The following is a 16,562-nucleotide window of genomic DNA, read 5'->3' as shown; positions in this document are numbered from 1 at the left end:
TCACGCTGTCTTCGGTCACTGCGTGTTCCTTGTCATCCTGCGATCGTCAAGAGTCGGTGGTCTGCCCGGCCGGCCGTCATCGCCCGGACGCGGGGGACGTAGACCGATTTCGCCGGGCCGACGAGATCCACGGCGGTCACGGAGTCGACGGCGCACAGTCCGTCCACGAGCCGGGGCAGGCTCGCCGTGTCGAACCACTGCTCCGTGAGCATCCGCCGGTACGCCTCGGGGGTGTCGTCCACCCGCTTCCCGGTGAGCGGCGAGACGACCGCCGCCGTCGCCGGGCGGAAGTCGGCGCCCGCCAGGAGCTCCGCGAACACGTCCGGTCCTGGGAGCGCCCACGGGCAGTGCTCGGCCCGGTCGATGCGGTCGAGCACGGCGGTGCCGAGGGCACCGAGGCGGCGGGTGAGGGCCTCCGCGTCGTCGCCGCGGAAGGCGAGGGCGATCAGGCCGGCCCCGAGGTCGACGGAGAGCCAGGGCTTGTCGTCCGCGGTCGCGAGGACCTCCACGAGCCGTTCCGCGTCACCCTCCGAGGAGGGCAGCAGGGCGAGAGTGATGCCGTTGGGGCGTGCCGCCTTGGCCGCGATCTGCGTCTCGTTGATGTCCCGGATCAGCCGGAAGCAGGTCTCCTCGGTGATCACCCCGGCGGCGAGCAGACTGGGGACGCAGCCGGCGCTCATGCCGCCGTACGCGGTCCATCGCCGCCCCTCGGCCGCGACCCGGCGCAACAGGGCGACGGCGAGCAGGGACTCGTGCACGGTCGACGACAACCGTGCGTGCCCGTCGGTGACATCAAGGTCCTGTGCCGCGAACCCACTGGTCCCCTCGGCCAGTTCGAGCAGCTCGTCCCTGGTGTCCAGTACGGCGGTCAGCTCGCCCCGCGTCAGCGGCACCAGACCGGGGAAGACGAGGGCGCGGTCACTCGCCACGGCCGAGACCGCCCGTCACCGGTTCGATGCCGCACTCCGGGTCCAGCTGCATCGACTTCACGACGAAGGCCGAGGGCTCCAGGACGATGTGGGTGTCGAGCTCCAGGCTCTCGACGTACCGCAGGATCCCCTGCCAGTCGAGGATGGTGGTGTACTGCTCGACCGCCAGCTTCGCGATCGCCTCGCCGCTGGTGTAGGGGCGGGCGTCATGGCTGATCAGCGGTATGTCGAGGTTCCGGCACGGGTCGTCGAAGCGCCACTCGTCGGCGAAGGTCTTGCGGACCCCGGCCATCAGGTCGCAGTGCCCCGGGTAGCTGTGCGGGATCGCCTTGTAGAGGGCGCCCGCCTTCATGAGCGCCGGCTTCATGGCGTCCAGGTCGGCCAGGCGGCACGCCGCCAGGAACTGGTTGCTGGAGACGTGTCCGGACAGGTGCAGGAGGTGGTCGGTGCCGTGGGCGCGCAGCTCACGGAAGACGGCCTCGTGGTCGCCGACGTAGAAGAAGACGCTGACGTGGTCGGTCCCCCCGAACACGTCCATCTCGATGGCGGCCATGGTGTGCGACATCCGCACCATGTCCTCCAGGGAGACCCAGCCCACGGCGGCGGCGGCGCTGATGAAGCCCAGGCTCATGCCGGTCACGCAGACCGGCTGCACGTCCCGCCGGCGCAGGTCCTGCTGGTATCCGGCGACGCCCATGAGATTGATGAGCGGGCGGCGGAACCGTCCGTCGTTCAGCTGGTCCTCGTCGCCGTTGCGGAGCACGTCCCTGAAGTCGATCGACAGGGTGTCGCTGGCCAGGTCGAGCATCAGCTGCATCTGCCGGGACTCCAGGCAGCGCTGCCGGATGTCCGCGTCGAGGTAGACCTGCGACGGGAAGACGTAGATGGCGGAGTCGGTCACAGCGAGGCTCCCTCGTCGACGACGACGACCTCGCCGTTCACGGCGGCGAAGTCCGGGCCGGTGATCCGGCGGATGACCGCGGCGACCTTCTCCGGAGGCATCAGCTTCTCCTCGAAGTCGGGCCCCATGACCTCGGCCACGACCTCGCGCGGCACGGTGTCGAGAAGCCTGGTGTCGCGGATCGGGCCGGGCGAGACGGTGGTGAAGCGCACCCCGAGGCGGCCCCACTCGCGGGCGAAGCCGCGCGTCATCATCTCGATGGCCGCCTTGCTCGTGATGTAGCCGATCGCCCCGGTGATGTAGCGCCGGGTGAGGATCGAGGACACGTTGACGACGCTGCCGCCGCCCGTCGCGGCGAGGGTCTGCGCGCTGATGGCGTTGATCTGGTACGTGCCGAAGACGTTGGCGTCGATGACCGTCTTGAAGGCCGCGGCGTTGGAGATGGTGGCCACCGCGGCCTCGTTGGTGACGGCGCAGTTCACCACGACGTCGCAGGGAGAGGCCTCCAGGAGCAGTTCCCGGATGCGCGCGCCGCCGATGTCGTCCGTGGGCAGCGACAGCTGGCGGATCTCCGCGGTCCCGCCGGCCTCCACGACGGCGGCGGCCGCCTTCTCCGCCTCCTCGCGGCGCCCGTGGTAGGTGAGGAAGACCTTCTGCGCCAGGGGCGCGAACTGCCGCGCCACCTCCTGGCCGAGGCCGCTCGTACCGCCGATGACCACGACGTTGCGGTACTCCGTCGTCCGTTCGTCACTCATGCTTTGTTCCCCTCGGGATATCCGGGATCGGCCGCCGCGCGCCGCACCAGGCCCTCGGTGAGCGTCCGGACGCGGTCCCCGTCGACGCGCCGTCCCACGCGCGGCTGGTAGTGCGGATAGGGACGGCGGTACTCCTCGCGGGTCAGGGAGGACTTCACCGCCGGAAGCGTGCCGTCAGGTGTCTGGAAGTAGTCCTCGCAGACCGCCTCCAGGGACAGTCCGTCGGTCAGCACCAGCTGGAGCGTCGTGTTGTTGTGCAGACCGGTGGTGAACTCGACGCGGCGGCAGTTCAGCACCTCGAAGAGGTAGTCGACGAGGAGCATCGCGGCCTCGATGCCGATGCCCGTGTGCCACAGCCGCTCGTCGCCCGTGGCGCCGCCGACCTCGTAGACGCCCTCGCCGAGACGCCAGTAGTGCGCCACTCCGACGGGGGTGCCCTGCCGGTCGGTGATCAGCGCCGCCCTGCGGTCGTCGCCCTCCAGCGTCTCGTACCGGGAGCGGCGTACCAGCTGGCTCGACGTGCCCCGCAGCAGGGTTTCGCAGTCGGTGCCGCTCAGCCATTTCGCCACCGACTCCAGGGAGTCGGGGGTGAGCGGCACCAGTTCGCAGAGAAGGCCCTTCACCGTCGTGCCTAGGCGGGCTGCAGCTGGTCGTGGATGCTGCGCAGCGAGCTCACGTTCTCGACCTTGAGGTCGTAGACCGCGTCGCCGAAGACCGGCAGCAGGGCGGAGGCGAACCTCAGGGTGTCCATCGACTCCAGGCCGTAGCGGCTGTCGCGGCCGAAGACCACGTCGTCGTCGCCCGGGGCCTCACCGCCCGTGCGCTCACCGAAGAGACCGAGGAAGATCTCGCGCAGTTGGTCCATTGGTCATGCCTCCACTCGAATGTCACGGGGCAGCCGGAAGCAGAGGGAACCCCAGAGGAACCCGGCTCCGATGGCCCCCATCGCGATGACGTCGCCCGCCTTCGCCCGGCCGTCCTCGGCGAGGCGCCACAGCGCGGTCAGCGGGGACGCGCCACCGGTGTTGCCAAGGGTGTCGACCGTGATGGCGACCTTGGCCATGTCGATTCCGGCCGAGCCGGCGATGTGCTCGATGAGCCGCAGATTGGCCTGGTGCAGGGCGAAGCCGGCGACGTCGTCGACCTCGACCCCGGCCGCGTCGAGCGCCGCGGCGAGCGACTTGGGAACCCGGGTGGTGGCCTCCTGCCACACCGTGGGTCCGTCCATGGTGAGGTAGGGCCCGGTCTCCGGAACCCCCTCGGTCTTCGGCCCGTTGAGCAGGGCGGTGGCCGCGAGGGCGACCTTCGGCGAGGGCGCGTTCCCCAGGTCGTAGCTGAGGAGGCCGACGTCGCCGGGTGTCTTCGTGAGGACCATCGCCCCGGCCGCGTCGCCGAAGAAGATGCGCACCAGGCGGTCGTCCGGGTCGGTGACGCGCGAAGGACCCTCGGCGCACACGACGAGGGCGTTGCGCACGTCCGGCTCCTGCAGCAGGCAGGACGCGGTGTAGACCGCGTACACGACGGAGGCGCAGGCGTGCTGGGTGATGTCGATGATGCGCGGGGTCTCGATGCCGAGCCGCTCGGCGAGCAGGACGCCGAGGGACGGCATGGTCCACTCGGGGCTGCTGCAGGTCACGAGCAGGACATCGATGTCACGCATGGTCAGTCCGGCCTGCCGGACGGCCTTGCGCGCGCTCTCCTCGACCAGGTCGGTGATGGACTCGCCGTCGGAGAGGAACCGCCGCTCCCGGATGCCGGTCTTGCGCTCGATCCACTCGGGCGAGGTCTTCAGCGTCGCGCAGAGCTCTTCGTTGGTGACGACCCGCTCCGGCAGGGCGATGCCGACGCTGAGCGGACTGACCGGGGTGAGTTGCCATCGGGGCACGCGGCCTCCTTCAGTACGGAACGGGTCAGAAAAAGGGACGGGCGGCGGGCCGGCCGCTCCGCGTCGTACGCGCAACAGCCGACCCGCTCGCCCGGGCATCAGCAGCCCTCGCTGGAGCCGCTGGCGGGGAGCTCGACGCCGTCGGCGACGATCTCGGTGCCCTGCAGGTCGATCACGTTGGTGAGATCCATGACTGTTCCTCCTTTCCGGGTATCGAATTTCATGGGATACATCGCCCCGGAGGACGATGAGCTCGGATGGACGCGAGATCCGGGGTCACGCACTCCACGACGTGCCGTCGTGGGCGGCTTTCAGATCTTCAAGCGTCTTCTTGCGCAGCGAGGTCAGAAGTTCGGCCCGACTTTCCGGAAGCCGTTCCCCGCGCTGTGCGAATTCAGCGACATCTGCCCGGCAGATTATTCCGGGCCAGAACTCTCCGTCAATGAAGAACCGGTCCCTCAGCACACCTTCGACGATGAATCCCGAATACTCTGTGAGATATTCGAGAAGCACTTCGTTGTAGGTGGCGACGAGGAGCTCGACCCGCTTCACCTCGGCGGCCCGCAGCAACGTGGACAGGGCCGCCCGGATGGCCTCGTCGGCCGCCCCCGGCGTCCAGTCCCCGTCGGAGCAGGAGGTCAGGGCCAGTCGGTGGTACCCCGGCGTCTGACCGGCGGACCAGCTGACCGCACCGATGATCCGCTCGTCACGGCGGACCAGGAGATGCGACCTGCGTTCGTCCTCGACGATGCGCCGGCGCATCGCCGCGGTGCGCCACACCGGGCCCTCGGTGGAAACGTAGGAGAAAGGGGCGGCGAGCACTCCGTCGAGCAATTTCTCTTCATTCTCGGTGAGCACCGGAATGAATTCAAGCGACGTATCCGCCCTGCTGTCCATTCTCCCCCGATTCCGCGATTCCCCCGACTCCCCGGATCCCCCTGTTTCTCCGGGGATTCCCTGCGGCGATGACCAAAACTTAGAACCGCCGGTAATCGGTGTCAACGCGGGACCGCCGCACACGGAATTCCGTGGTGGAAATACGGGCGGTGGTGGGCCCGGCCGGTGGCGTCAGGACGCGTCCCGTACTCCACGGCGCTGTTCCAGGGCGGCGGCGAACGCCGTCCACGCCTCGGCGTTGTTCCGGATCAGCTCCGCCACGGTGCCGGCCCAGTGCGGCGGCACGTGATTGACGATGCGTTCCAGGCTGGCCTGTTCCACGGAGCTCAGGTTGAGCAGCCGCAGCAGCTCGCGGCCGGCGTTGTTGAACCTGATCGACGGGTCGTTGCGCAGGCTCTCCAGCGTCGCCTGCCGGTCGAAGCCCCGCGACGCGAAGCGGGCGGGGACAGGGCGGCCCCTGGCCTGGTCGCCGTCGACAGGGGGCCGGGGAGGCCCGGGGAAGCCGGGGAACCCCGAGGACCGGGAGGCCCCGGGGGGCTGAGGGGACCGAGAGGACCCGGAGGGATGGGAAGCCCCGGAGGTCCCGGAGGGATGGGAAGCCCCGGAGGCCCCCGAGGCCGCCGCCGGAGACGGGGGGGCCGCGGGGGCCGTGGGGGACTCCCCCGGCCGGAGGCCGCTCCGCTGCCGCGGCACCACCTCCTCACCGGCGCGCAGCCGGTCCCGTACGTCCCGCACGGTCGAGGGCGCGACTCCGGCGAGCCTCGCCACCTCACGCAGTGAGAGATTCGGCTGCTCGGTGAGGACGCGCCCGGCCTTGAGCCGGCCGGAGGCGCTGTTCACGGGCCGTTCCCGCCCGTCGCTCCCCGTTCGGCTGTCCAAGTGTTCGATCTGGACGGTCGCCCGCCTGCGGAGGTTCCCCACGGTCGAGGGGGACAGCCCCGTGGTGCGGGCTATCCGGCGGTCTGACCACGCCGGATGGGTCACGAGGATTCGCGTGGCCGCCGCGGTGCGGTCCCCGAGGGACAGCGGCAGACCGTGCGAGGAGTTGAGCTCGACGGCGAGGACGAACGCGTCCTCGTCCGTGCCGTCGAATAACCGCGCCTCGATCGTGTCGTGCCCGAGCTGCCGGGCGGCCTTGACACGGTGGACGCCGTCGATGACGCGCAGGGTGCCACGCTGGACGATGATCGGCGGAGGTGCCGTACCCGATTCGGCCAGCAGCCTTACGTGGCCGACATCAAGTCCCGCGCGGCGCGGCGAATGCGCGATGTCCAGCGAGGCGATAGGAACCTTTTCGGCCGCCCTGCCGACTCTGTCGAGTAGGTCCGTGCGACACGACGCGGCTCCGTCCATGGTGCTTCCCCCTGACAAGTACCTAACTTCTGGTCTCAACCATTCTTTGCCGCGTGACACGAAGGTCAAGGGGATGCAAACAGGTCCGGCCAAAGCCTTCCGGAACCTTCACGCCGTGGCCGGAAATCGTCCGGCGTCCTGAATCCCTCGGAGCAACATCCGGTTTCATCTCCGAACACCCCCGAAGGCACACCGAAGTTGCCCGGAAGTCGCCGTATTCGTGCGGCTCTCCCCGGGCGCCACGCTCTACGGCCTTTCTCCGCCGGCGTCGGACACGACCGTCACCGCCGTCAGGAGAATCCCGGCGCGAAGTTGCCAGGTCCCGTCGAAGCCACGCTCCCCGCCGTGACCTCGGACGGTGGGGAGGGCGCGGAAGGTGCCGTCGCCGGGAGAAAAGGTGATCTCCGCGTCGGCGAAGCCGAGCCGACGGTCGGTCATCGGGTTCCACGCCTTGTAGACGCTCTCCTTGGCACTGAACAGCAGTCGTTCCCAGTGCACGTCGGCTCCTCCTGCGGCCGCGACCGGGTCCGCCGCGAGATCGGCGAGATGGCGGCGCTCGGCAGGGAGGGAGATCAGCGGAAGCATCGCCGGGTCGGCGAGCGGAAGGTTGGGCTCCGCGTCGAGGCCGAGTCCCGTGACCCGCCCCGCCGTTGTCACGGCCGCCGCTCGGTAGCCCTCGCAGTGGGTGATGCTGCCGAGGACACCGGCCGGCCAGAGCGGGGCGCCCGACGAACCGCGCAGAACCGGGACCGCGGGACGGCCGAGGCGGCGGAGGGCCTCACGCGCACAGATCCGGGCGGTGGTGAACTCCCGGCGGCGACGGTCGACGGCCCGGTCCACGAGCCGGCGCTCTTCGGGGAAGAGCCCGTCGGAGAGGCCGCCTCCGGGAGGGCGCCCGGGGAGGCCTCCGCCGGGAGAGCGCCCGTCGGAGAAACCCCCGCCGGGGAGAAGCCCGTCGGGGGCACGACCGTCGGGGAGACGACCGTCAGGGATGTCGTGGAACCGTTCGACCAGGATCACGGACGCCGGAAACAGCGCTGCGGCCCCTCTCGTCACGCCGTTCCGGCCCTGCTCCGATTCCCGCGCGTCGTACTCCGTCATGTCCCCGAGTATTCCCGGAAGCCGGGTTTTCGGGATGTCAACAGCGGGCGCCCGGAGCGCGCTTGACACGTCCAAAGGGTCGAAGCAGAGTGATCGGCGTCGGTTACCCGGCAGTGTGCCGAGGGCGAACCGCGGGGCGGTCCGAACGGTGGGCACCACCCACTTTTGTCGTGTGCACGCGAAAGAGCGCGGGAATCGCTCCGCTCGCACGGGCCTCACCAAAGACGTGCGCAGCCGCGGGTCATCCGTTCCCTTCACACGAGGCGTGCCGAAACGGGCGCGTACGAGAACCGGAACCGGCCCGGCGGGAAATTGCGCGCGTCGCAGTGAACGCCGCAGTGAACAATGCCGAATTCACCGGGAGGGTATGGCGATGGCAGCAGTGCTCATGGGCCTCGGGGGATACCTCCCGCCGAATGTGGTGTCCAACGAGGACCTCTCGGCGACCCTCGACACCTCCGACGAGTGGATCACCACCAGGACCGGCATCAGGCGGAGGCACCGGGTCACCGGGGGCCTCTCGACCCGGGACCTGGCGATCGAGGCGGGGGCCAGGGCGCTGAAGTCCGCCGGACACCCGGCCGTCGGCGCGGTCGTCGTGGCGACCACCTCGCCGGACCGGCTCTGCCCGGCGGTGGCACCCGAGGTCGCCGACCGGCTGGGTCTCGGCACGGTGGCCGCGTTCGACCTGACCTCCGCGTGCAGCGGCTTCGTCTACGGACTCGCCACCGCCGCGGGCCTGATCGCCGCCGGGGCGGCCGACACGGTGCTGTTCATCGGGGCCGAGGCGTTCACCACCCTCGTGAACCCGGCCGACCGGGCCACCGCCCCCATCTTCGGGGACGGAGCCGGGGCCGTGGTCCTGCGCCGGGGCGACGCGGCGGAACCGGGCGCCCTCGGCCCCTTCGACCTCGGCAGCGACGGGGCGCGCGCCGACCTGCTGGCGATCCCGGCGGGCGGCTCGCGGCAACGGTCCGCGGACGGCGGGCCCGGCCAGGACACGGTGGCCACCGAGGACTGGTACCTGCGGATGCTGGGCCGTCCCCTCTACACGCAGGCCGTCGAGCGCATGACCGGCTCGGCGACGGCCGCGCTCGGAAAGGCCGACTGGGGCGTCGCCGACGTGGACTGGTTCGTCGGCCATCAGGCCAACGTCCGCATCCTGCGGGCCGTGGCCGAGGAACTCGGTCTGCCCGAGGAGCGGATGGCCGTGAACATCGACCGCGTGGGCAACACGCTCGCCGCCTCCATCCCGCTCCTGCTCAACGACCTCGCGGCCGACGGCACCCTGCGGCCCGGCGCGCGCGTCCTCATGTCGGCCTTCGGCGCCGGGCTTTCCTGGGGCTCGACGGTCCTGGAGTGGCCGGACCTGTCCGTCGAAGGTCTTCGCTGAGCACGCACGACCGCACCGGTCGCCGCACCGGTCGAAGCGTCGGTCACCACACCGACTCCGCCGCCCACCGCACACACAACCACCGTACATACAAGGGGAGAAGAGATGAGTAGCAGCATGCACGACTCCGTGGCCGAGGTCATGGCCAACCGCTTCGGCATGGACCGGGACATCGTTGTCGCCGACGCGACCTTCGACGACCTGGGCCTGGACTCGCTGTCGCAGATCGAGCTGGCCACCGCGCTGACCAAGCAGCTCGGTGTCGAGCTCGACGACGACGAGATGGCGGAGCTCTCGACGGTCGGCGAGATCGTGGCCCTCCTGCAGAGCAAGGGCGCCGTCGCCCGATGAGCGGCTTCCCGGCGCTCGTCACGGGAGCGGGGCTCGTCACCCCGGCCGGGGTCGGGGTGAAGGCGAACTGGGACACCGTGTCGGCGGGCCGGCCGACCGCCGCCCACCTGCCGGAGCTCGACGGCCTTCCCGTCACGATGGCCTGTCAGGTGCCCGACTTCTCCCCGCGGGAGCTGGGGCACGGCTCCTGGCAGTGGGACCGCTTCACCCAGTTCGCCGTCGTCGCCGCGCGCGAGGCCCTCGACCAGGCCGGGCTGACCCGGGGCGGCTGGGCGGACTCCTCCCGGGTGGCGGTGATCATCGGCTCCGGGGCGGGCGGTACGGCCACCCTGGAGGCCCAGCACCGGATCCTGCTGGAGGAGGGACCCTCGTCGGTGTCCCCCCTGACCCTGCCGATGGGTCTGGTCAACATGGCGGCAGGCCAGGTCGCGATCGACATCTCGGCCAACGGCCCCTGTCTCGCCCCGTGTACGGCCTGCGCGGCCGGCGCGAGCGCGCTCGGCATCGGCCGGGAGCTCCTGCGGCAGGGTGTCGCGGACGTCGTCGTCGCGGGCGGCGCCGAGGCCCCGATCACCCCGCTGTACGTCTCCTCCTTCGCCCGGATGCGCGCGCTGTCCCGGCGCGCGGACGATCCTGCGACGGCTTCCCGTCCGTTCGACGCGGGCCGGGACGGTTTCGTCCTGGGCGAGGGCGCCGGGGTCCTGGTCCTCGAGACCGAGGAGCACGCGGCGGCCCGCGGCGCCCGCCCGCTGGCCCGGCTGACCGGGTACGGCGCCTCGTCGGACGCGCACCACGTCACCTCGCCGCACCCGGAGGGGCGCGGTGCCGAGCTGGCGATGCGGGCGGCGCTCGACGATGCCGGCCTGGCCGCCGGCGACGTGGACTACGTCAACGCCCACGGGACCTCGACCCCGCTCAACGACGTGACCGAGGCCGGGGTCGTCAGCCGTCTGCTGGGCGACCGGGTGGCGGTGAGCTCCACCAAGGGGGTGACCGGTCACCCGCTCGGCGCGGCCGGCGCCGTCGAGGCGGCGTACTGCGTGCTCGCGATCCGCGACGGGCTGATCCCGCCGACGGCGGGGCTCGTCGATCCGGACCCGCGGATCGAGGTCGATCTCGTACGCGGCTCCGCCCGCACCGGGCCCGTCCGCGCGGCCCTGAGCAACTCGTTCGGGTTCGGCGGCCAGAACGCCACGCTCGTCTTCACGGCCTGACCGGAGGAGGAATTCATGGGGACCGCGACGCAGACCGAGCCCCGGCACGGCGCCCGGGGCGGGGCCGTCGGCGCCACCACGCTGTCCGGCCTCCTCTTCGACGGGGAGTACGAGGAGACGCACCGCGACATCCGCGCGGTGCTCTTCGACCCGGCGTTCGACCCCCGTGAGGGTCTGACCTCGGTGGAGTCCGGGAAACTGACGTACACGCGCTCCCGCGTGCTGCACCGGGAGCTGGAGCGGCCCCGGGACATGCTGCGCCGCCCGCGCCGGCTGTTCGCGCTGGCGGAGTGGGCGCCCCTCCTGGACCCCGCGGTCTTCTCGGTGCTCCTCGTGCACCACAACCTCGCCCTCGGCACGGTCCTCGACCTCGGCGCGGGCCGGGACGACATCGAGGACCACGTGGAGGAGCTCGACCGGCTCGACTCCTTCGGCCCCTACATGGCGACCGAGCTGGGATACGGGAACAACGTCGCGGCCCTGCGTACGGAGGCGGTGTACGACCCGGAGACGGAGTCGTTCGTCCTCCACACCCCGGACACCGGCGCGCAGAAGTTCATGTCCGCGACCGGCTTCACGGACATGCCGAAGCTCGCGGTGGTCCTGGCCCGCCTCCGGGCGGACGGCAGGAACCACGGGGTCCACGCGTTCCTCGTGCGGATCAGCGACGGCACCGGGCCGGCCGAGGGGGTGCACATCACGCCCGCTCCCGAACAGCCCGTCCAGGGGGTGGACCACGCGCTCACCCGGTTCGACCGGGTCGTCGTCCCGCGCCGGAACCTGCTGTACGGCGAGACGGGCGGGTTCTCCCCCGACGGATCGTTCCTGCCCGGGGGCGGAAACCTGCGCCGACGCTTCCTCCACACGATGAGCCGCATCCAGCCGGGCCGCCTCTGCGTGGCGAGCGCCGCCGTCGGGGCCGGGAAGGCGAGCGTCTACACGGCTCTGCGGTACGCGGAGACCCGGCTGACCAACGGCCCCGGGCGGGGCGACGTGCCCGTACTCGACTACCGGAGCCACCAGCGGGACCTCTTCCCCGCCCTGGCGAAGGTGTACGCGATGAATCTGCTCCTGAACCACGCGAAGCGGGAGTTCGAGGCACACCCCGGCCCGCCGCCGGACGAGGTGAACCAGCTGATCTCCCTCACGAAGGCGCTCTCCACCTGGGAGATGAGCGAGGTCGCCGGAGTCTGCCGCGAGCGCTGCGGAGCACAGGGCGGGTTCCGGGTGAACCGGATCGCCGAGTACGGCTCGCTGCTGCACGGGCTCGTCACCGCCGAGGGCGACAACCAGGTGCTCCTCGCGACGACGGCCGGCCGGCTGCTCACCGGCGAGGACCGTCCACTCGCGGCCGGGCCCGAGCGGGCGGCGGACGACGTCGGGGACCCGCTCGTCCAGCTGGCGCTGCTGAGCCGGCGCGAGGACGCCCTGCACCGGACCGCGCGGGCGGACATGGCGGGGTCGGACGGCACCTACTTCGACGCCTGGAACGGCGCCGTGAACACCGCCCTCGACATGGCCCGCACCCGCGGGGTCCGCCTCGCCCTGGAGCAGCTCGCCGCGGCGGTCCCCGCCCTGGCCGACGAGCGGGACCGGGTGGCCCTGGGGCTGCTCACGTCGCTGTACGGACTCGTCGAGATCCGCCGGGACGCCGGCTGGTACCTGGCCAGGGGCCTGGTGACCGGGGCAGCGGTCGAAGGGCTGCCCGCCGCCCTGGACGGGCTCTGCGAGCGGCTCCGGCCACACGCGCGACGTCTGACCGAGGCGTTCCGGCTCACCCCGGAGCTGCTCCGCGCGCCCCTCGCGTACGACGACCCGGAAGCCGCGTTCCTGCTCCGGACCGGCGCGAGCGGCCCCATCGGCCGGCCCGGCACGGCCGGCCCCGCGACGACGCCCCCTCCGCGTACACCCGGGAAGTGACGATGACACGGCACACGTACCCCTGCCCGGTCCGCTGGTCGGACATGGACGCCTATGGAGTGGTGAACAACGTCTCCCTGCTGCGCTTCCTGGAGGAGGCCCGGGTCGACTTCATCTTCCGCCTGGCGCCGACCCGCGGCGACGCCTTCTTCCGCGGCGGTTCGGTGGTCGTGGAGCACCGGATCCGCTATCTGAACCAGCTGGTGCACCGGCACGAGCCCGTCGACGTCGAGATGTGGGTCTCCGGCCTCACGTCGGCCAGGGTGACCGTCGACTGTCTGATCAAGGACGGTGAGAAGGTCTACGCGAGCGCGTCCACGGTCATGGCGGCGTTCGACTACGAGAAGGGCCGTCCCCGCCGCATCAGCGAGGCCGAGCACGCCTTCTTCGAGAAGTACCTCGGGTGACGGGCCGGACGGGTCCGGCCCGGAGCCAGGACGGGGGGAGCGGCATCGGGGGGACAAGCCGCTCCCCCCGATGAGAACCGGTCCAACCGGCCCGCGCCGCGTTCAGGGGGAAGCTCGCGGCGCGGACCCCGCAGTGCGGGCCGGTTCCAGGAGCCCTTCCGATTCCTGCCAGATCCTCCGGGCTCGGCATCCATCCTGCTCCGCCGTCACCCTTCCGGGGGGGCGGCGAAAGGCCTCGATCGCCGGGCCCTTGGTCCATAAAGCCTCGGTTAGAGTGGCGCGGTCGTACGGCGGGGGAACAGGCGGGGGAACAGGGGAGGGCTGGCAATGGCGCAAGCGAAGAAGGTCGCGCTCTACGCGGTCTCGGTCTTTGTGCTGTACACGATCATCACGTCCCCTGCCCGGGCCGCCGATCTCGTACAGGTAGGGTTCGAGGGCATTTCCAGCGCCGCCCAGGGTGTCGGCGAGTTCATGACCGAACTCATCAACTAGGAGCCCTTCGTGATCCGCCATCTGGTCCTCTTCAAGCTCAACGACGGTGTCGCCCGCGACGAGCCGCGCGTCGTCGCCGGCGTCGAGGCGTTCCGCGCCCTCGGCGACCAGATCCCGGAGCTGCGCTTCTGGGAGTGCGACTGGAACATCACGGACCGGCCGATCGCGTACGACTTCGCCATCAACTCGGCCGTCGAGGACACCGACGCCCTCCAGCGCTACCTGGACCACCCCGCGCACCAGGCGGGTGTCGCCCAGTGGCGCGAGTTCGCCACCTGGGTGATCGCGGACTACGCGTTCTAGGGGGTGTCTTGCCTGATCGGCAAGACGCCCCTGGTCCTCGGTCGACACCAGGCCCTCCGCCGTCGAGGTGGGGGGCTTTTCCGTACGTGATTCCACGCGCGTGACCTCCCCTTTTTCCGTCACTATGCCCTCAACACGTCACTATGCGGTGCTTGCACACAGTGGACATGTCTTGTGATGCTATGACCGCTTTTGACGGATGAGTTGACCGTAGTTGACCCAGTCGACCAGCAAGACCAGCCAAAGGGGTGGCGTGAACGTGCCGGCCAGTACAGCGCCTCAGGTCCCGCCCCAGCACGAGGCAGGCGGCGCGGAGACCCCCCGCCCCCGGCCCCAGAGCACCCGTGGCGCCGACACCCGCGCCCTCACCCAGGTGCTCTTCGGGCAGCTCAAGAACCTGGAGCCGGGCACTCCGGAGCACCACCGGGTGCGCGGCGCCCTCATCGAGGCCAACCTGCCGCTCGTGCGGTACGCGGCGGCCCGCTTCCGCTCCCGCAACGAGCCGATGGAGGACGTCGTCCAGGTCGGCACCATCGGCCTCATCAACGCCATCGACCGCTTCGACCCCGACCGCGGTGTCCAGTTCCCGACGTTCGCCATGCCGACCGTCGTCGGCGAGATCAAGCGGTACTTCCGCGACAACGTCCGCACCGTGCACGTGCCCCGCCGTCTGCACGAGCTCTGGGTCCAGGTGAACGGCGCCACCGAGGACCTCACGACCGCCCACGGCCGCTCCCCCACGACCGCCGAGATCGCCGAGCGGCTGCGGATCGGCGAGGACGAGGTGCTCGCCTGCATCGAGGCCGGACGCTCGTACCACGCGACCTCCCTGGAGGCCGCGCAGGAGGGCGACGGCCTGCCCGGGCTGCTCGACCGGCTCGGCTACGAGGACCCCGCGCTGGCCGGTGTCGAGCACCGCGACCTCGTCCGGCACCTGCTCGTCCAGCTGCCCGAGCGGGAGCAGCGGATCCTGATGCTGCGCTACTACAGCAATCTGACGCAGTCCCAGATCAGCCAGGAACTCGGCGTCTCCCAGATGCATGTGTCAAGGCTCCTCGCCCGCAGCTTCGCACGTTTGAGATCCGCAAACAGAATCGAGGCGTAGCTGAATCGGGTAGACCGGTTCGGAGCAGTTCTGCGCCGCCCCAAATGCCTTACACCCCTTGTTTCCTGCGGATATGCACCCTCGGCTTGTCGACAAGTCACTACAGCGTGTTGCCGACATGTGACATTCTGCTGGAACCGAGTTTGCCGCAGCCCCGCCGCCGGTATTCAGGTGGTGGCTGCGTTCCTCAGATGGTCGCGGCCACCGCGACCGTCCGCGACCTCAAGGGGGTGGCATGTCCACAGAACTGGGCAGCTCGAAGGTGCTCACGCTCACGCCCGTTCCCGTGCCCACGCAGACGACGGCGCCGACCGCGACCGACAGCGCGGAGGCCACGCCTCCGCCGATGGTCGTGACGTCGGGAGCCCTCGACACCCGCACCCTCTCGCGCTCCCTCTTCCTGAGGCTGCGCGCCCTCGACACCGAGGGCGCCGCCGCGGACAGCCCGGAGCGGACCTACGTCCGCGACACCCTCATCGAGCTCAACCTCCCCCTCGTGCGGTACGCGGCGGCCCGCTTCCGCTCCCGCAACGAGCCGATGGAGGACATCGTCCAGGTCGGCACCATCGGCCTGATCAAGGCGATCGACCGCTTCGACTGCGAACGGGGCGTGGAGTTCCCGACGTTCGCGATGCCGACGGTCGTCGGCGAGATCAAGCGCTTCTTCCGTGACACCTCCTGGTCGGTCCGCGTCCCGCGCCGGCTCCAGGAGCTGCGCCTCGCCCTCACCAAGGCCAGCGACGAGCTCGCCCAGAAGCTCGACCGCTCCCCCACCGTGCCCGAACTCGCCGCCGTGCTCGGGGTGTCGGAGGAGGACGTCGTCGACGGCCTCGCCGTGGGCAACGCGTACACCGCCTCCTCGCTCGACTCCCCCTCGCCCGAGGACGACGGCGGCGAGGGCTCCCTCGCCGACCGCCTCGGCTACGAGGACACGGCGCTCGAAGGCGTCGAGTACCGCGAGTCGCTCAAGCCGCTGCTCGCCAAACTCCCGCCCAGGGAGCGGCAGATCATCATGCTGCGCTTCTTCGCCAACATGACCCAGTCGCAGATCGGCGAGGAGGTCGGCATCTCCCAGATGCACGTCTCGCGGCTGCTCACCCGCACCCTCGCCCAGCTGCGCGAGGGCCTCATCGCCGACTGAGTTCCGCGCAGGGCTCCCTTGTTGACGGATCGTCAGCCAGACTGGCGTCATGAGCCGAAGGAAGCCCGGACTCGTAGCGGTGGCGCTCTGCCTCGGCGGGGCGCTGACCGCCTGTGGCGGCGGAGGAGACGGCGAGGGGTACGCGGCGGTGGGCGCCGGCCCCTCCCCGGGAGCGGCGGGCACCCCCTCGGGCGCGGTCACCCTGGTGCCCCTGGACGGCCCCACGACGAGCGGGGACACGTCCAGCACGTCGTCCCCGTCACCGGAACCGGGCACGGACCCGGGCGGGCCGGCCACACCACCGCCGGTGGACGGCGCCACGACACCGCCGGGCACATCCGGGTCCTCCGGCACCGGATCGCGTACGGGGTCGGGTGCGGGATCCGGCACGGCCCCGACGACCACGCCGGGCAGC

General features: G+C 70.9%; 18 protein-coding genes and 1 pseudogene. 10 read left to right on the top strand and 9 right to left on the bottom strand.

Annotated features, from left to right (window positions below; all coding sequences use genetic code 11):
* Positions 1-32: 32 nt before the first annotated feature.
* The 9 genes from AOK00_RS07095 to AOK00_RS07055 form a co-directional block, all read right to left on the bottom strand.
* On the bottom strand, positions 33-929 hold the full coding sequence (locus AOK00_RS07095; protein WP_055599452.1) for a hypothetical protein: 897 nt from the start codon (positions 927-929) through the stop codon (positions 33-35).
* Positions 919-1,830 (bottom strand): ACP S-malonyltransferase, encoded by a 912-nt coding sequence (locus AOK00_RS07090; RefSeq protein WP_055599451.1) that lies wholly within the window; start codon positions 1,828-1,830, stop codon positions 919-921. Before AOK00_RS07090 ends, AOK00_RS07095 begins: the two co-directional genes overlap by 11 nt.
* Positions 1,827-2,585, bottom strand: a complete 759-nt coding sequence (locus AOK00_RS07085) for an SDR family oxidoreductase (protein WP_055599450.1) — start codon at positions 2,583-2,585, stop codon at positions 1,827-1,829. Before AOK00_RS07085 ends, AOK00_RS07090 begins: the two co-directional genes overlap by 4 nt.
* Positions 2,582-3,208: a GNAT family N-acetyltransferase gene (locus AOK00_RS07080; protein WP_055599449.1), complete on the bottom strand. Its 627-nt coding sequence runs from the start codon at positions 3,206-3,208 to the stop codon at positions 2,582-2,584. Before AOK00_RS07080 ends, AOK00_RS07085 begins: the two co-directional genes overlap by 4 nt.
* 8 nt (positions 3,209-3,216) lie before the next feature.
* A complete protein-coding gene (locus tag AOK00_RS07075; protein WP_030318153.1) occupies positions 3,217-3,450 on the bottom strand; it encodes a hypothetical protein in 234 nt (77 codons plus the stop codon).
* A gap of 3 nt (positions 3,451-3,453) precedes the next feature.
* Positions 3,454-4,470 carry a 3-oxoacyl-ACP synthase III family protein gene (locus AOK00_RS07070; RefSeq protein WP_055599448.1) on the bottom strand — a complete coding sequence of 339 codons (1,017 nt, stop codon included), beginning with the start codon at positions 4,468-4,470 and terminating at the stop codon, positions 3,454-3,456.
* A gap of 276 nt (positions 4,471-4,746) precedes the next feature.
* The gene (locus AOK00_RS07065) at positions 4,747-5,367 is read right to left on the bottom strand and encodes a GNAT family N-acetyltransferase (RefSeq protein ID WP_055599447.1); all 621 of its coding nucleotides are present in this window, start codon (positions 5,365-5,367) and stop codon (positions 4,747-4,749) included.
* Between the two features lie 171 nt (positions 5,368-5,538).
* Positions 5,539-6,720 carry a ParB/RepB/Spo0J family partition protein gene (locus AOK00_RS39635; RefSeq protein ID WP_055599446.1) on the bottom strand — a complete coding sequence of 394 codons (1,182 nt, stop codon included), beginning with the start codon at positions 6,718-6,720 and terminating at the stop codon, positions 5,539-5,541.
* A gap of 246 nt (positions 6,721-6,966) precedes the next feature.
* The gene (locus AOK00_RS07055) at positions 6,967-7,821 is read right to left on the bottom strand and encodes a 4'-phosphopantetheinyl transferase family protein (RefSeq protein ID WP_079041873.1); all 855 of its coding nucleotides are present in this window, start codon (positions 7,819-7,821) and stop codon (positions 6,967-6,969) included.
* A 373-nt stretch (positions 7,822-8,194) separates the two neighbouring features.
* On the opposite strand from AOK00_RS07055, the gene AOK00_RS07050 reads away from it, so the two are divergent.
* From AOK00_RS07050 to AOK00_RS36780, 10 genes and pseudogenes are all read left to right on the top strand, one after another.
* Entirely contained in the window at positions 8,195-9,214 is a 1,020-nt protein-coding gene (locus AOK00_RS07050) for a beta-ketoacyl-ACP synthase III (RefSeq protein ID WP_173861516.1), read from the top strand.
* Between the two features lie 105 nt (positions 9,215-9,319).
* On the top strand, positions 9,320-9,565 hold the full coding sequence (locus tag AOK00_RS07045; protein WP_079041872.1) for an acyl carrier protein: 246 nt from the start codon (positions 9,320-9,322) through the stop codon (positions 9,563-9,565).
* Entirely contained in the window at positions 9,562-10,779 is a 1,218-nt protein-coding gene (locus tag AOK00_RS07040) for a beta-ketoacyl-[acyl-carrier-protein] synthase family protein (RefSeq protein WP_055599443.1), read from the top strand. Before AOK00_RS07045 ends, AOK00_RS07040 begins: the two co-directional genes overlap by 4 nt.
* Before the next feature lie 15 nt (positions 10,780-10,794).
* On the top strand, positions 10,795-12,699 hold the full coding sequence (locus AOK00_RS07035; protein WP_063886544.1) for an acyl-CoA dehydrogenase family protein: 1,905 nt from the start codon (positions 10,795-10,797) through the stop codon (positions 12,697-12,699).
* Between the two features lie 2 nt (positions 12,700-12,701).
* Positions 12,702-13,106: an acyl-CoA thioesterase gene (locus tag AOK00_RS07030; protein ID WP_055599442.1), complete on the top strand. Its 405-nt coding sequence runs from the start codon at positions 12,702-12,704 to the stop codon at positions 13,104-13,106.
* A 327-nt stretch (positions 13,107-13,433) separates the two neighbouring features.
* The gene (locus AOK00_RS39390; RefSeq protein WP_167346861.1) at positions 13,434-13,598 is read left to right on the top strand and encodes a hypothetical protein; all 165 of its coding nucleotides are present in this window, start codon (positions 13,434-13,436) and stop codon (positions 13,596-13,598) included.
* A 9-nt stretch (positions 13,599-13,607) separates the two neighbouring features.
* Positions 13,608-13,901 (top strand): Dabb family protein, encoded by a 294-nt coding sequence (locus AOK00_RS07025; RefSeq protein ID WP_055599441.1) that lies wholly within the window; start codon positions 13,608-13,610, stop codon positions 13,899-13,901.
* A gap of 259 nt (positions 13,902-14,160) precedes the next feature.
* Positions 14,161-15,006, top strand: a complete 846-nt coding sequence (locus AOK00_RS07020) for an RNA polymerase sigma factor SigF (RefSeq protein WP_030318136.1) — start codon at positions 14,161-14,163, stop codon at positions 15,004-15,006.
* A gap of 235 nt (positions 15,007-15,241) precedes the next feature.
* Positions 15,242-16,147 (top strand): RNA polymerase sigma factor SigF, encoded by a 906-nt coding sequence (locus AOK00_RS07015; protein ID WP_030318134.1) that lies wholly within the window; start codon positions 15,242-15,244, stop codon positions 16,145-16,147.
* A 49-nt stretch (positions 16,148-16,196) separates the two neighbouring features.
* Positions 16,197-16,562, top strand: a pseudogene (locus tag AOK00_RS36780) (hypothetical protein); the annotation flags it as partial.

It is taken from the genome of Streptomyces aureus (assembly GCF_001418135.1).
GTDB lineage: Bacteria > Actinomycetota > Actinomycetes > Streptomycetales > Streptomycetaceae > Streptomyces > Streptomyces aureus_A.
The sequence above is the reverse complement of the archived record's forward strand: the minus strand, read 5'-3'. Positions and strand labels throughout refer to the sequence as shown.